At 73.8% G+C, this 16,494-nt stretch carries 5 protein-coding genes; 4 read left to right on the top strand and 1 reads right to left on the bottom strand.

The features are described from left to right. Nucleotides 1–633 precede the first annotated feature (633 nt). From ACWEN6_RS18455 to ACWEN6_RS18445, 3 genes are all read left to right on the top strand, one after another. Entirely contained in the window at nt 634–4,128 is a 3,495-nt protein-coding gene (locus ACWEN6_RS18455) for an amino acid adenylation domain-containing protein (protein WP_452571280.1), read from the top strand. Then, the gene (locus ACWEN6_RS18450; RefSeq protein WP_452571279.1) at nt 4,129–7,515 is read left to right on the top strand and encodes an amino acid adenylation domain-containing protein; all 3,387 of its coding nucleotides are present in this window, start codon (nt 4,129–4,131) and stop codon (nt 7,513–7,515) included. A gap of 184 nt (nt 7,516–7,699) precedes the next feature. Continuing rightward, nucleotides 7,700–13,519: an amino acid adenylation domain-containing protein gene (locus tag ACWEN6_RS18445; RefSeq protein WP_452571278.1), complete on the top strand. Its 5,820-nt coding sequence runs from the start codon at nt 7,700–7,702 to the stop codon at nt 13,517–13,519. On the opposite strand, the gene ACWEN6_RS18440 is transcribed toward ACWEN6_RS18445, so the two are convergent. Beyond that, nucleotides 13,440–13,643 carry an SHOCT domain-containing protein gene (locus ACWEN6_RS18440; protein ID WP_354840957.1) on the bottom strand — a complete coding sequence of 68 codons (204 nt, stop codon included), beginning with the start codon at nt 13,641–13,643 and terminating at the stop codon, nt 13,440–13,442. The two genes, ACWEN6_RS18445 and ACWEN6_RS18440, sit on opposite strands and share 80 nt — an antisense overlap. Before the next feature lie 268 nt (nt 13,644–13,911). Between ACWEN6_RS18440 and ACWEN6_RS18435 the strand changes: the two genes are divergently transcribed. Next, nucleotides 13,912–16,350, top strand: a complete 2,439-nt coding sequence (locus ACWEN6_RS18435; protein WP_452571277.1) for a Tex family protein — start codon at nt 13,912–13,914, stop codon at nt 16,348–16,350. The last annotated feature ends 144 nt before the right edge of the window (nt 16,351–16,494 follow it).

Here is a 16,494-nt window from a genome sequence, read left to right as displayed (position 1 = left end):
ACCGGACCTAGGGCGTCCGAATCCGGTCGCAGAGCGGCGGAATCCGGTCGCGGGGCGTCCGAATCCGGTTGTGCGGCACGCACAATGCACCTCCGAGTAATGCGCGCGTGCGAAATTGCGGCGTCACCCGGGCCGGCGCGGACCTCAATCGGAGAACGACCGTCTTCCCCTGTGGTGGAGCATGTGATTCATGAATTCCCGAGCGCCCGGCCCCTGATGAAGCAGGCGTTCACTCCCCGTTTCGCCGCCTTTTCGGCTGGCGGACAGCCCCCCTTGGGAGCGCTCCCATATTGCGCTGTGGCCGCAGCCGTGTCAAGGGTCCGCGAGCGCGAAGTCCTTGGTTCCAGGGGTTCACGAGGCGATACGACCACGGTCACGGACGTCGGGCGGCGGACGCGAACGACCGACGGGGACGGCGATCGGCGACGGCGACGGAGCGCACAGGGACGGCGACCGTTCGAGAGGATCGGGCGAGTATTGACAATTTCCATTTCGCGTTCATAGCGTACCGCTCATTGTTCGATACCGCGTAAGTGCGTTTTCTCGCGCACAATGCCTCCGAGGCGACATATCCGCTGCACCGCGCCGCCTCCCACCGATGAGGAAACCGGACCGCTGAAAGACGAGCTCACCGTGGCCTCACCATCGAAGCCCGCCGACTCCGGCGATGGCGCCTCTCTGTCATCGCGGCACCGGTCCCTGCTCGCGCGCCGGCTCGCCTACCGGCCGCCGCTCGCCGAGGAAGCGTCTGAGCCCGAAGACGCCCCCGCCCGGCCCGCGACCGACGACGGCCGGTCCGCGCCGAACGGCGCCGGGCCGGCGCGAGACGACGGCCGGCCGGCGCCGGACGACGGCCCGCGGGTGGTGGACGAGGCGCCGTTGTCCGCGGGGCAGGAACGGCTGTGGTTCCTCCAGCGGTTCGACCCCGCCGACGCGTCCTTCAACATCTTCGTCACCGAGCGCCTGCGCGGTGCCCTCGACATCGATGCCCTCGGCCGGGCCCTGGAGGAGATCGTCTCCCGCCACGGGACCCTCCGCACCCGCTTCCGCGGCGAGGAGCGCCCCGTCCAGCAGGTTCTGGCACCGGCGCCGGTTCCCGTCGAGCACCTGGACCTGTCGGCGCTCCCCGGCGACGACCGGGAGAGGCGGGCGCTCGACCTGGTGGCCGAGCGGACCAACCGGCCGTTCGACCTCGCCCAGGCGCCGCCGCTGCGGGTCTCGCTGCTTCGCCTGTCCGCCGAGGAGCACGTGCTGTGCCTCGTCGTGCACCACATCGTCGCCGACGGCTGGTCGCTGAACGTGCTGTACCGCGAGCTGTCCACGCTGTACACGGCGTTCCGCCGGGGTGAGCCCTCGCCGCTGCCGCCGCTTCCCCGGCAGTACGCCGAGTATGTGCGCGCCGTCCAGGACGACGACGGGGCGGGCGACCTGGCGTACTGGAAGGAGCGGCTGGCCGGCGTTCCGCCCCTCGAACCGCCCGCCGACCGGCCCCGGCCGGCCGAGCGGACCACCCGCGGCGCCGTCCATGTGACACGCGTCCCCCTGGAGGTCGCCGAGGCCGTCGAGCAGGTCGCCCGCAAGCATCGGTGCACGCCGTTCATGACGCTGCTCGCGGCCTACCAGGTGCTGCTGTCCCGCCACACCGGGCAGACCGGCTTCGCCGTCGGCTCCTCGGTGGCCGGGCGCGGCGAGACCGACCTGGAGCCCGCCATCGGGTTCTTCTCCAGCACCCTGGTCCTGCGCGCCGACCTCGACGGAGACCCGTCCTTCTCCGACCTGCTCCGCCGGGTGCGCAAGGACACGCTCGGCGCCCTCACCCACCAGGCCGTGCCGTTCGAGCGGCTGCTGCTGGAACTGCGGGTCCCGCGCGACCTCGGCCGCACCCCGCTGTTCCAGACGATGTTCATCCAGCAGAACCAGGCCGACGCCGAGCACGGACGGCTCAGCCTGCCCGATCTGCGGGTCGAGTCCTTTCCCCCGGGCTTCCGGTACACCAAGACGGACCTGTCGCTGGACCTCACCCGTGACGCCGATGGGCTGTTCCTCGCCTTCACCTACAACACCGACCTGTTCGACGCCGCGACCATCGCCGGGCTGGCCCGCCGCTACGAGACGGTGCTGAGGTCGGTCGCCGCGGATCCGGCCGAGCGGGTGTCGCGGCTCGCGGTCATGCCCGCCGACGAGTACGAGCGGGTCCTTCGGACCTGGAACGCCACGGCCACCCCGGTGCCCGGCGCCACCGTGCCCGAACTGTTCGCCGGCCAGGCCCGCGACACCCCGCACGCCGTCGCGGTGAGCGACGCCACGCGGGCTCTGACCTACGCCGTGCTGGCCGCCCGTTCCGACCGGCTCGCCGAGCGCCTGCGCGCCGCCGGGGCGGCCCGGGGATCGCTCGTCGGCGTGCACCTCGACCGGTCGGCCGAGATGGTCGTCGCCCTGCTCGCCGTGATGAAGGCGGGCGCCGCCTACGTCCCGCTGGACCCGGCCTTTCCTCCGGCCCGCGTGGCCTACGTGCTGGCCGACTGCGGGGCGACGGTGGTGGTCACCGGCGAGGAGCTCGAGGAGCGGCTGCCCCGCGGCGGGTTCACCTCCGTCCTGGTCCGGGCGGGTGGCGACGACGAATGGACCGGCGACGGCGGCGGGCGGGCCGGCGACGGATGGGTCGGCGACGGCGGGCGCGAGGGCCGGGTGGACGCGGGCCATGACGTCCCCGGCCCCGACGACCTGGCCTATGTCATGTACACCTCCGGGTCGACGGGGTCGCCCAAGGGGGTCGCGGTGCCCCACCGCGCGCTGACGAACTTCCTGTGGGGAATGCGCTCGCTGCTGGACGCGCGTCCGGGCCAGGTGTGGAGCGCGGCGACGTCGATGGCGTTCGACATCTCGGCGCTGGAGCTCTACCTGCCGCTGGTCACCGGCGGCCGGGTGGCCGTGGTCGAGGGAGCCGCCGGCATCGGCGGCCTGACGGGCGAGGGCCCGCCCGGTGCCTCTCCCGCGCATCCCGCACGGGTGACGCACGTCCAGGCGACGCCGTCGGGCTGGCGCCTGGTGCTCGCGGGCGGCGACTTCGACGGCGCGGCGGTGACCGCCCTCACCGGAGGCGAACTGCTGCCGGGCCCGCTGGCCGAGGAGCTGCGATCGAAGGTCGCGCGGCTGGTCAACGTGTACGGCCCGACCGAGACGACGATCTGGTCGACCGCCTGGGACGTGCCGCCGTCCCCCGGCGAGGTAGGCATCGGACGGCCCATCGCCAACACCACCGTGTACGTCGTCGACGCGGCCATGAACCTCGTGCCTCCCGGCGTGCCCGGCGAGCTGCTGATCGGCGGGGCGGGGCTCGCCCACGGGTACCTCGGCAAGTCGTCGCTGACGGCGGAGCGCTTCGTGCCCGACCCGTTCGGGCCCCCCGGCGCCAGGCTCTACCGCACCGGAGACCGGGTGCGGTGGCGCGCGGACGGGACGCTGGTGTTCCTCGGCAGGTTCGACGACCAGATGAAGGTGCGCGGGCACCGGGTCGAGCCGGCCGAGGTCGAGGCCTGCCTGCTGCGCCACCCGCGGATCGGGCAGGCCGCGGTCACCGTGCGCGACGACACACTCGTGGCCTACCTCGTCGCCACCCCGGCCGGACCCGGCGACGCCCATCCCGAGGACGCCGGGGCAGAGCGGCCGCGAGCCGGAGAACCGCAGGCCGAGGAGGCGCGGCGCGAGCAGGTGCCCCGCGAGCAGGTGTCGTGCGAGGAGGTGCGGGAGCACTGCGCGCGGACGCTTCCGGCGGCCATGGTGCCGAACCTGGTGGTGTGGCTGGACGCGCTGCCGCTGACCCCCAACGGCAAGGTCGACCGGTCGGCGCTGCCCGAGGCCCGTCCGGCGGCGGCGCGGACGCCCGGCCGCGCGCTCGCGGACGATCCGATCAGCCGTGCGGTCCACGACATCTGGTGCGACGTGCTGCGCCTGGACGGCGCGGGCCCGGACGAGAACCTGTTCGACCTGGGCGGCCACTCGCTGACGATCACCCGGCTGGCGGCACGCGTCCGCCGGCGGCTCGACGTGGACCTGCCGCTGCGGGTCTTCTACGACACACCGACGATCGCCGGCGTGGTGGCGGCGATCAGCTCCCGGGGGACCTAGATGACCGACGCGCGGCGGGCGGCTCCGCTCACCTTCGGGCAGGAGCGGCTGTGGTTCCTGAACCGCCTGGACCCCGGCGACGCCTCCTACAACATGTTCCTCGCCCTGCGCCTGCGCGGCCCCCTGGACGTCGCCTCGCTGTCCAGGGCCTTCGACGAGCTGGCGCGCAGGCACGAGCCCCTGAGGACCCGCTTCCCCGTGACGGAGACGGGGCCCGTCCAGAGCGTCCACCCGCCGTCGCCGGTCCTTGAGACGGTCGAGGCCGGACCGGGGGAAGGACGTCTCGCCGCGCTCGTGGCCGAGCGGACGAACGCGCCCTTCGACCTGACCGTGGACGCGCCTCTGCGGGCCGGCCTGCTTCGCGTCTCCCCCGAGGACCACGTGCTGAGTGTGGTCCTGCACCACATCGCCGGGGACGGCTGGTCTCTCGACGTGCTGATGTCCGAGCTGGCCGTGCTCTACAACGCGTTCCTGCGGGGCGAGCCCGCGGCGCTGCCGCCGTTGCCGCTCACCTACGCCGACCACGCTCGCGCGGAGCGGAACGCCGGAGTGTCGCCGGACCTTCTGACGTACTGGCGTGACCGGCTGGCGGACGCGCCCGTCCTCGATCTGCCTCTGGACCGGCCCCGCCCGGACTCGCGCTCGTCCGCCGGGGGCTTCGTCGTCCGCCGCGCCGCGCCCGGACTGCTCGACCGGCTGGCCGCGCTGGCGCGCGAGGAGCGGTGCACGCTGTTCATGGTGCTGCTCGCCGCCTACCAGGTGCTGCTGTGCCGGCACAGCGGGCAGTCCGACGTGTGCGTGGGCTCGCCCGTCGCCGGGCGCGACCGGGTCGAGCTGGAGCCGCTGGTGGGCTACTTCAGCGACACGCTCGTGCTGCGCGGCGACCTTTCCGGCGATCCCACGTTCCGCGAGGTGCTGGCACGGACCCGTGAGAGCGTTCTGGCCGCCTACGAGCACCGTCCGGTGCCCCTGGAACAGCTCGCGGCGGGCGCGCGGAACGGCCGGGAGCCCGGCATGACGCTGTTCCAGACGCTGTTCACGTTGCAGAGCGCCGGTGACCCGGTCGCCGCCGCCGGCGCGCTCACCGGCGTCGAGGTGGAGGCGGTGGACCCGGGGTTCCGGCAGGCGAAGTTCGACCTCCTGCTCGACCAGCTCGGGGACGTCTCGGTGTTCGGTCACAACGCCCAGGTGCTGGACACCGAGACCGTGGAACTGCTCGCCGACCGCTGGATGGTGCTGCTGGAGCGGATCGCCGACGCCCCGGGGGAGCCGGTCATGCGGCTGCCGCTGCTGGCTCCCGGAGAGCGGGAACGGCTGCTCGCCTGGTCCGACGGCGGCCCCGCCGAACGGTGCCGCGACGACGATCCGGCAGAGCCCTGGTCCGACGACGGCTCTGTGGGACCGTGTGCCTACAACGACGTCCCTGTGGAGTCGGGTGTCGACGATCGCCCCAAGGGACCGGACTCTCACGTTCGCCATGGGGAACCAGGTGACCATGACGGTCCTGGGGGACCGCCCGCCACCGGCGGCTCGGTCGAGCCGTGCGGAGGCGTGCTCGCGGCCGTGGCTCGCGCCGCCCGCCTGAGGCCGCGAGCGGCGGCCCTTGTGTGCGGCGCCACCGTGGTCTCCTACGGCGAACTGGTGGGACGGGCGAACGCGCTGGCGGCGCGACTGCGCGAGGCCGGCGTGCGGCCCGGAGACCTCGTCGGGGTGAGCATGCCCCGTTCCGTGGAGGCGATCGTCGCGCTCGTGGCGGTGTGGACGGCCGGGGCGGCGTACGTGCCGCTGGACCCGGCCTACCCGGGGGAGCGGCTTGAGCTGATGGCGTCCGGCGCGGTGGTGCGCCATGTGGTCACCCCGGACGGAGTGACCACGCGCGAAGCTCCCGTGCCCCCGCCCCCGCACCGGCACGCCGTCCCCGGCGGGCACGGCGCTCCGAACCCCGGCGAGCACACCGCTCCGGACCCCGGCGGGAACGGCGCTCCGCACGGGCACACCGCTCCGGAGTCTGCGGGCACGGCGTACGTGCTCTACACCTCCGGGTCGACCGGCGCCCCGAAGGCGGTGGCCGTCGGGCATCGCGCGCTGGACGTCCGGGTCGGGTGGATGACCAGGGCGTACGAACTCGGCCCCGGCGACCGGGTGGTGCAGTTCTCCTCGCTCGGCTTCGACACCCACGCGGAGGAGGTGTGGCCGGCGCTCGCGACCGGTGCGACGCTCGTCCTGCTGCCCGACGGCCCCGAGTCGCTGCCCGACGTGCTGGCGCGCGACCCGGAGATCAGCGTGCTGGACCTGCCCACGTCGTACTGGCACCGGCTCGTCGAGGTGCTGGAGGAGATCCGCTGGCCGTCGCGGCTGCGGCTGGTGATCCTCGGCGGCGAGCAGGTGGCGGCGCCCGCCGCCGGCGCGTGGCTGTCGCGGTTCGGGGACGCCGTCCGGCTGGTCAACACCTACGGGCCGACCGAGGCGACGATCATCGCGACCTGGGCCGAACTGCGGGACGGCGACCACCGCCCGCCGATCGGACGGCCCCTCAGCGGCACCCGGGTCCACGTCGTGGCCGACGATCTCTCCCTGGTCCCCACAGGGGTGCCCGGGGAGCTGTGCGTCGGTGGCGACGGCCTGGCCGACGGGTACCTCGGGCTCCCGGAGCTGACGCGGGCCCGGTTCGTCCCCGATCCGTACGGGCCGCCGGGCGCCCGGCTGTACCGCACCGGTGACCGGGCGCGGTGGCGGCGCGACGGGACTCTTGAGTTCCTCGGCCGCCTGGACGACCAGGTGAAGGTCCGCGGGCACCGGGTGGAGCCGGGCGAGGTCGAGGCGCGGCTGCTCCTGCATCCGGGCGTCTCGCAGGCGGCCGTGGTCGCCAGGGACGACACCCTGGTCGCCTACGTCGTCGGCTCCGCCGCGCCCGACGAGGTGCGCGCCCACGCGGCGCGGGCCCTCCCCGGCCACCTGGTGCCGGGCGTGGTCGTCCCGCTTGACCGGCTGCCGCTGACGCCGGGCGGGAAGGTCGACGCGCGGGCGCTGCCCGCGCCGCGCTTCCAGCGGGACCCGGCCGTCGCGTTCGTCCCGCCGCGGACCGACGCGGAGCATCTCGTCACCGCCATCTGGGCGGAGGTCCTCGGCCTGGACGAGGTCGGCGCCGTGGACGACTTCTTCGCCATCGGCGGCCACTCGCTGCACGCCGTCCGGGTGATGTCGAGGATCCGGTCGATCGCCGAGCTCGACGTCCCGATCAAGGAACTGTTCGCCCACCCCACGGCCGCCGCGCTGGCGGCCGTGCTCGAGGAGCTCCTGATCGCGGAGATCAGCGGGCTGAGCGACGAGGAGACCGAGCGGCTGCTGTCCGCCGCCCAGGACACCCCGGCGGAGCCCCGGCCATGACGGGCCGACCCGACGTGCCGACCCCGACATGCCGACCTTTGACACCCCGTCCGGCGACATCCCGTCCGGCGATACTCCGTCCGGCGACATCCCGTCCGGCATCTCCGGGCGCACCCGCGAAGCGAAGGGAGGGCGGGGCCGGCTCCCCCTCGGCGCGAGCCGGGGACCGCGCCCCGGACATCCGATGGCCGAGCCTGTGACAGGAGTCCAGAGAGAGCAGAGTCCCCCCGGCGTTCCAGAAGGGACCGCGGTTCAGCTGGGCGGGACGCCCCCCGCCCCGCTCAGCGCGGCCAAGCAGGCGCTGCTCGCCCAGCGGTTGCGGCGGCGTCCGGGGTCGCAGGCCCGTGACCTCATCCCGGCCCGGCCCGCCGGTGCCGCCCCTCCGCTCTCGTACGCGCAGGAGCGGCTGTGGTTCATGGACCAGCTCGTGCCGGAGGCCGCCGCGTACACGATCGTCCTCACGCTGCGGCTGGGCGGCGCGGTCGACGCCGAGGCGCTCTCGGCGGCGGTCCGCCAGGTCGCCGACCGGCACGAGGCGCTGAGGACCCGCTTCCCCGCCGGGGACGACGGCCGCCCGGCCGCCGTGGTCGAGGAGTCCGCCGGCGTGCGGCTCGCCCGCGCGGAGGCCGGTTCCGAGCAGGAGGCGCGGCTGATGGTCCAGGAACTGGCCGCCCGGCCGTTCGACCTGGCCACCGGTCCCCTGTTACGGGCCCTGCTGATCCGGCTGGACGCCGATGACCACGTCCTGGCGCTGGCCGTGCACCACATCGCCTGCGACGGCTGGTCCTGCGACCTGCTGACCTCGGAGATCCTCGCCCGCTACGAGGCCCGCCCCCACGGCGACCCCGCCCCCGCCCGGCCCGTTCCCACCGGACCCGCGCCGGCCGGACCGGAAGTGGTGCGTGCTACTCCCGCCGAGCACTCCCCCATCGGGCTCTCCCCCGTGGCACCCGCGCCCGGCGAGCCCGCAGCCGGTGAGCCCGCGCCCGGCGAACCGGCTCCCGTCGGACGTCCGTCGCTCGACTACGGCGACTTCGCGGTGTGGCAGCGGCGGAGCCAGGCGGGGGACGGCGACCTGGCCTACTGGCGGGAGCGGCTGGCCGGGCTCCCGCCCCTCGATCTGGTCACCGACCATCCCCGCCCGCACCGGCAGACCTTCACCGGGGCGTCGCACGGTTTCCGGCTCGCCGCCGAGGAGGCGGCGGCGCTGCGCGACCTGGCCTCCCGCCACGGCGCGACACTGCACATGGTGGTGCTGTCGGCCTGGCAGGCGCTGCTCGGGCGGTACGCCCGGCAGGACGACTTCGCGGTGGGCTCCCCGGTGGCCGGGAGGTCCAGGCCCGAACTGGAGGGCATGGTCGGCTGCTTCGTCAACATGCTGACCATGCGGGCGGACCTGTCGGGCGATCCGGCGTTCACCGAGTTGCTGGCGCGCACCAGGGAGTCCGCCCTGGACGCCTACGCCCACCAGGACCTGCCGTTCGAGCGGCTGGTGCAGGAGCTGAACCTGCCGCGCGACGTGTCACGGCCGCCGCTGTTCCAGACCATCTTCGCCATGCAGAACTACGGCGGCCAGGCACGTCCGGCCGGCGGACCGACCGGCGGACCGACCGAGGGGCCGGCCGTCGCGCCCTTCCCTGTGGAGGCGATCTCGACCCGGTACGACCTGGAGCTGTACGCGGGCGAGGACGCCGGCGGCCTCGGCCTGCTGCTGACCTACAACACCGGCCTGTTCGGGCCGGACACCGTCGCCAGGATGGCCGCGCATCTGACCATGTTCCTGCGTGCGGTGGCCGTCCGCCCCGGCGCGCGCCTGTCGGAGATCGGCGTCCTCGGCGAGGACGAGCGCGCCCAGGTGACCGCCGGCTTCAACGCCACCGATGCTCCCTTCCCCGCCGGCGCGACCCTGCACGGGCTGGTCGAGGAGCAGATCGCCCGGACGCCGGACCGCATCGCCGTCACCTTCGAGGGCGCCTCGCTGACCTACGCCGAGCTCGGCGCGTGGGCGGACCGGATCGCCCGGCGGCTGCGCTCGCTCGGGGCGGGGCCGGGGACGCCGGTGGCGGTGTGCGCCGAACGCTCCCTCGAGCTGGTCGCGGGGCTGCTCGGCGTGCTGAAGTCGGGCGCCGCCTACGTCCCGCTGGACCCGGACTACCCGGCCGACCGGCTGGCGTTCATGCTCGCCGACTCGGGCGCGCGGATCGTCCTCACCCAGCGGCGCCTTCGCGGGACGCTCCCCGAGGCGCCGGGCGGCGCCCGCGCGCTGCCGCTCGACGACCCCGCGGAATGGCTCCCCGGCGATGACACCGATCCCGCGCCCGCCGGCGACGTCACCGGAACACCCTGCGGGGACCCCGGGGACCCCGGGGACTGCGCGTACATGATCTACACCTCGGGTTCCACCGGGCGTCCGAAGGGAGTGCCCAACGCGCACCGGGGCATCGTCAACCGGCTCGACTGGATGCGGAAGCGGTTCGTGCTCGGCGAGGGCGACACCGTCCTGCAGAAGACGCCCGCGAGCTTCGATGTGTCGGTGTGGGAGTTCTTCTGGCCGCTGCTCGCCGGGGCGCGTCTGGTGCTGGCACGGCCGGGCGGCCACAAGGACGCCGCCTACCTGGCGGAGCTGATCCGCGCGGAGCGCGTGACCACCCTGCACTTCGTCCCCTCGATGCTCGCCGTGTTCCTCGCCGAGGACGCCGCGCGGGCCTGCACGTCGCTGCGGACGATCATCTGCAGCGGCGAGGAGCTCCCGCCGGACCTGGCGCTCAGGTGCCGGGCGGCGCTGCCCGCCGAGCTGCACAATCTCTACGGTCCCACCGAGGCCGCCGTCGACGTGTCGGCGTGGGCCTGCGAGCCGGGGGCGCTGTCCGGCCTGGCCCGCGTCCCGATCGGCGCGCCGATCCAGAACATCCGGCTGTACGTGCTGGACGCCGGGATGGAGCCGGTGCCGATCGGGGTGCCCGGTGAGCTGCACATCGGCGGGGTGGGGGTCGCGCTCGGCTACCACGACCGGCCGTCGCTGACGGCGGAGCGCTTCGTCCCCGACCCGTTCGGGTCACCGGGCGCGCGGCTCTACCGGACGGGCGACCTGGCCCGCTGGCGCCCGGACGGGACGATCGACTTCCTCGGCCGGTTGGACGCCCAGGTCAAGGTGCGCGGCCTGCGCATCGAGCCCGGCGAGATCGAGGCGGTGCTGCGCGAGCAGCCGGGGGTGAGCGACGCCGCCGTCGTCGTGCGCGAGGACCGGCCCGGCGACAAGCGCATCGTCGCCTACCTGGTCGGCGAGGCCGAGACGGCGCCGCTGCGCGCCGCGCTCAAGCTCCGCGTGCCCGACTACATGGTGCCCTCGGCGCTGGTGCGGCTGGAGGCGCTGCCGCTGTCGCCGAACGGCAAGCTCGACCGCGGGGCGCTGCCGGCCCCGGCGCTCCTGCGGGAGGAGTCCACGGCGTTCGCGCCGCCCGAGACCGTCACCCAGGAGTCGATCGCGGCCGTCTGGCGCGCCGTGCTCGGCGTCGAGCGCATCGGCGTCGACGACGACTTCTTCGACCTCGGCGGCCACTCGCTGCTGGCCACACAGGTGATCGCCGGGATGCGCGCGGCGCACGGCGCGGGGGTCTCGGTGATGGACCTGTTCCAGAACCCGACGGTGCGCGAGCTGGCCGCGCTGGTGGACACCCCGGCCGCGGAGCGCGGCCCGCGCGGGCTGCTGTACGAGCTGACGCGGCCCGTCCCGGCCGAGCGGCGCGTGCTGTCGCACGTGTGCGTCCCCTACGGCGGGGGGAGCGCGGTGGTCTACCAGCCCTTGGCCGACGCGCTGCCGGAGGGGCACCGGCTGTTCTCGGTCGCCATCCCGGGTCACGATCTCGGCGTCGAGGAGGAGCGGCTGCCCTTCGAGACCCTGGCCTCGGCCTGCGTGGCCGAGATCCTCGCGAAGGTCGACGGGCCGCTCGCGCTCTACGGCCACTGCGGCGTCGGGTCGGCGCTGACCGTGGAGATCGCGCGGCGGCTGGAGGCCGCGGGACGCGAGCTGGAGGTCGTCCACATCGGCGCGATGTTCCCCTTCGCCCGGCCGGACAACCGCGTGATGGAGGCCCTGTCGAAGATCGCCCGGATGGAGTTCCTGCGCTCGGACCAGGAGTACACCAACTGGCTCATCTCCTGGGGCCTGGAGCTCGGCGACCTGGACCCGCGGCAGGTCAGGCACATCATCCGCAACATGCGCGCGGACTCGGAGGAGGCCGAGGCGCACTACACGCGCCTGCTCGCCGAGGGCGTCGACCGGCTGCGCGCGCCCATCGTCACCATCGCGGGCGAGCGCGACCCGAGCACCGAGTACTACCAGGAACGCTTCCGCGAGTGGCATTTCGTCGCCGACACCTCGGCGGTCGTGGTGCTGGCCGAGGCCGGGCACTTCTTCCTGAAATATCGGGCGCAGGAGCTGGCCGACATCGTCACCGGCGTCCACCGGACCCTGGACGCCGCCCGGCCCTCCGGTCGGGAGCGGCGCGGCCCCGGTGGGCCGGGTGGGCCCGGTGAGGCCGGCTGGTGGCTGCACGACGTCTCGCGCTCCGCACGGCCGGTGACGGCGAGCGGCCCGCGGCCGAGCATGAAGCGCTTCGTCACCGTGGCCGCGAGCCAGATGGTGTCGATGACCGGCTCGGCGCTCACGGAGTTCGCCATCCCCATCTGGGTCTACCTGCAGACCGGCTCGCTCGTGCGTTTCGCGCTGTTCGCGGTGCTCGGCCTGGTGCCGGGCATGCTCGTCGCCCCCCTGGCCGGCGCGATCGTCGACCGGTCGGACCGGCGGCGGGTCATGCTGGCGGGCGACATCGCGGCCGGCGGCGTCCAGACGCTGCTCGGCGTCCTCCTGTGGACCGGCAACCTCGCGACCTGGCACATCTATGTGCTGATCGTGGCCCTGTCGGTCGCGCTGCAGTTCCAGCGCCTGGCGTACGGGTCCTCCATTCCGCAGCTGGTGCCCAAGCACTATCTCGGCCATGCCAACGGGGTCGCGCAGATGGCCAACGGCGTGACGCAGTTGATCGTCCCGCTGGTCGCGGTGGGGCTGATGGCCTCCATCGGCCTCGGCGGCATCGTGGTCATCGACATCGCCGGCTACGCCTTCGCCGTCGCCGTTCTGCTGGTCACCCGGTTCCCCGCGAGCATGGCCTGGCGGCGCAAGGAACCCGTCCTGGCGGAGATCGCCAACGGGTTCCGGTACAGCTGGGGCACCCCCTCGATCCGCGCCATGCTGTTGTTCTTCGCCGCGCTCAACATCTTCCTGTCCCCGCTGTTCCTGCTGATCTCGCCGCTGGTGCTGTCGTTCGGCACGCTGACCGACGCGGGCAATATCGCGTTCGTCTCCGGGGCCGGCGTGCTGGCCGGCGGGTTCGCCATGACGGTCTGGGGCGGCCCCCGGCGGCGGCGCCTTGCCGGCATGATGGCGTGCACGCTCGCGCTCGCGGCGTTCTGCCTGGTCACCGGCCTGCGGCCGGACCTGCTGACGATCGCCGCCGGGGCGTTCGGCATGGCCCTGTCGCTGACCGTCGTCAACGGCATCTACGCCACGATCGTGCAGGTCAAGGTGCCGCAGCGGTTCCACGGGCGGGTGTTCGCGCTCAATACCCTCATCGCCTGGTCCACGCTGCCGATCGGGTTCGGGCTGGTCGCGCCGTACGGGAGCCAGGTGTTCGACCCGCTGCTCGCCCCCGGCGGGCCGCTCGCGGGGAGCGTGGGCGCCGTGATCGAGGTGGGCGAGGGGCGCGGCGTCGGACTGATGTACATCGTCTTCGCCCTCGCCATGGCCGCTCTGGTCGCCGGGGCGTCGCGGGTGAGGACCCTGGCCCGGTTCGACGCCGAGGTCCCCGACGCCGCGCCCGACGACCTGGTGGGCTACGAGGCCCTGCGCCGGCGCGGCGTGAGCGCTACCAGTCCTGCGACAGACCCGACATCCGACGCAGATACTCCTCCTCGTCGATCTCGCCCGCCGCGTAGCGCCGCTTGAGGATCTCCTTGGGGTGGTCGGCGGCGGGGATCTGCCGCGCGCGGTCGGCCACGTAGGTGCGGGCCAGCATCAGCACACAGCTGACGATGATGATCAGTCCGACGAGCAGTAGAAGGGTTTTCACGCCGACCTCCGGTTCCTGCGGCTTGCCCGAACCGCGGGCTCGCCGCGGCGCTGCGCACGGCGCCGGGCCGGGGGGACGCCGCGGTGCCCGGGTGCCGCGCTCCAAGTCTCGCAGGTCCGGGGGCCTGCGGTAACGTCCCGCAGGCCGGCCGGTCTCGGGCGCCCGTACGCGCGGCCGGCCGCCCGTGCGGTGCGTGACGGCGCGACAATCGGGGTGGCGAGCATGCACAATCTTCCCCGGACCTCAGAAGCGAAGGCGGACCAGGATCGTGACGATCTCCATCCATCAGAAGATCGCCGAAGAGCTCGGCGTGCGCGAGCGGCAGGTGCAGGCGGCGGTCGAGCTGCTCGACGGCGGCGCCACCGTGCCGTTCATCGCCCGCTACCGCAAAGAGGCGACCGAGATGCTCGACGACGCGCAGCTGCGCGCGCTCGAAGAGCGGTTGCGCTACCTGCGCGAACTGGAGGAGCGGCGCACCGCGATCCTCGAGTCCGTCCGCTCCCAGGGCAAGCTCGACGACGCCCTCGAGGCGCAGATCATGGCGGCCGACTCCAAGGCACGCCTCGAGGACATCTACCTGCCCTACAAGCCCAAGCGGCGCACCAAGGCGATGATCGCCCGTGAGGCGGGGCTGGAGCCACTGGCGGAGGAACTGCTCGGCGACCCCTCACGCGACCCGCAGACCGCCGCCGCGGCGTTCGTGGACGCCGAGAAGGGCGTCGCGGACGCCGCCGCCGCGCTGGAGGGCGCGCGGGCCATCCTGGTCGAGCGGTTCGCCGAGGACGCCGACCTGATCGGCGCGCTGCGCGAGCAGATGTGGTCGCAGGGCCGCCTGGTCTCCCGGGTCAGGGAGGACAAGCAGGAGGCCGGCGCCAAGTTCTCCGACTACTTCGACTTCGCCGAGCCGTTCACCAAGCTGCCCTCCCACCGCGTGCTGGCCATGTTCCGCGGCGAGAAGGAAGAGGTGCTCGGCCTCACGCTGGAGCCCGAGGAGGCGCCCGCCGAGGACGGCCCGAGCGGCTACGAGACGCGCATCGCCCGCCACTTCGGCGTCGCCGACCGCGGCAGGCCGGCCGACCGGTGGCTGATGGACACCGTCCGCTGGGCCTGGCGCACGCGCGTGCTGGTGCACCTCGGCATCGACCTGCGCATGCGCCTGTGGCAGGCGGCCGAGGAGGAGGCCGTCCGCGTCTTCGCCACCAACCTGCGCGACCTGCTGCTCGCCGCGCCCGCCGGCACCCGCCCGACCATGGGCCTGGACCCCGGCCTGCGCACCGGCGTGAAGGTCGCCGTCGTGGACGCCACCGGCAAGGTGGTCGCCACCGAGACGATCTACCCGCACGAGCCGCGCCGCCGCTGGGACGAGTCGATCGCCGTCCTCGAACGGCTGGCCCGCGAGCACCGCGTCGAGCTGATCGCCATCGGCAACGGCACGGCCTCCCGCGAGACCGACAAGCTCGCCGGCGACCTGATCAAGCGGCATCCCGACCTGAAGGTCACCAAGATCGTCGTGTCGGAGGCCGGGGCCTCGGTCTACTCCGCCTCCGCCTACGCCTCCCAGGAGCTTCCCGGGCTGGACGTGTCGCTGCGCGGCGCCGTCTCCATCGCCCGCCGGTTGCAGGACCCGCTCGCCGAACTGGTCAAGATCGACCCAAAGTCCATCGGCGTCGGCCAGTACCAGCACGACCTGTCGGAGACCAAGCTCTCGCGCTCGCTGGACGCGGTGGTGGAAGACTGCGTGAACGCCGTCGGCGTGGACGTCAACACCGCGTCGGCGCCGCTGCTGACCCGCGTGTCCGGCATCGGCTCGGGCCTGGCCGAGAACATCGTGCAGCACCGGGACGCCAACGGCCCGTTCCGCTCCCGCCGCGCGCTGAAGGAGGTGCCCCGGCTCGGGCCGAAGGCCTTCGAGCAGTGCGCCGGCTTCCTGCGCATCCCCGGCGGCGACGACCCGCTGGACGCCTCCAGCGTCCACCCCGAGTCCTACCCGGTGGTGCGGCGCATCCTGGACGCCACCAGCGGCGACATCACGACGCTGATCGGCGACACCGCGGTGCTGCGCAAGCTGCGGCCCGACCAGTTCGCCGACGACACCTTCGGCCTGCCGACGGTCACCGACATCCTCAAGGAACTGGAGAAGCCCGGGCGCGACCCGCGGCCCGCCTTCCGCGCGGCGACGTTCAAGGAGGGCGTGGAGAAGATCTCCGACCTGGAGCCCGGCATGCTGCTGGAGGGCGTCGTCACCAACGTCGCCGCCTTCGGCGCGTTCGTGGACGTCGGCGTGCACCAGGACGGCCTGGTCCACGTGTCGGCGATGTCCCGGACGTTCGTCAAGGACCCGCGCGAGGTGGTCAAGCCGGGCGACATCGTCCGGGTGAAGGTCCTGGACGTGGACATCCCGCGCAAGCGCATCTCGCTGACGCTCCGCCTGGACGACGAGGCCGCGGGCAAGAACGCGGCCCAGGGACAGGGCAGAGGCGGCCAGGCGCAGGGACGCGGCGGCCAGAACGGCCAGAACGGCCAGGACGGCCAGGGCGGCCAGGGCGGCGCGGGCGGCCGCGACCGCAGGGGCGGGCAGGGGCAGGGCAGAGGCGGCGGAGACGGCCGGCGCGGCGGCGGCCGGGGCGGGCAGGACCGCGGCGCCCCGGCGGGCGGTGCCCTGGCCGAGGCCCTGCGCAAGGCCGGCCTGGACAAGGGCCTGAAGTAAGCCGGACGCGTCTCCCCGGAAGGCCGCGGCCGGCCTTCCGGGGGCGTCATCGCCTCAGAAGAAGCCCCCCGGGGCGTCATCGCCTCAGGAGATGCCTCCCGAGGGAGCGTCACCGCCCCAAGGGAGGCCTCCCGGCATCGTCAC

The organism is Sphaerisporangium sp. NPDC004334, from assembly GCF_053602655.1.
This window is presented reverse-complemented; position numbering and strand designations above follow the sequence as displayed.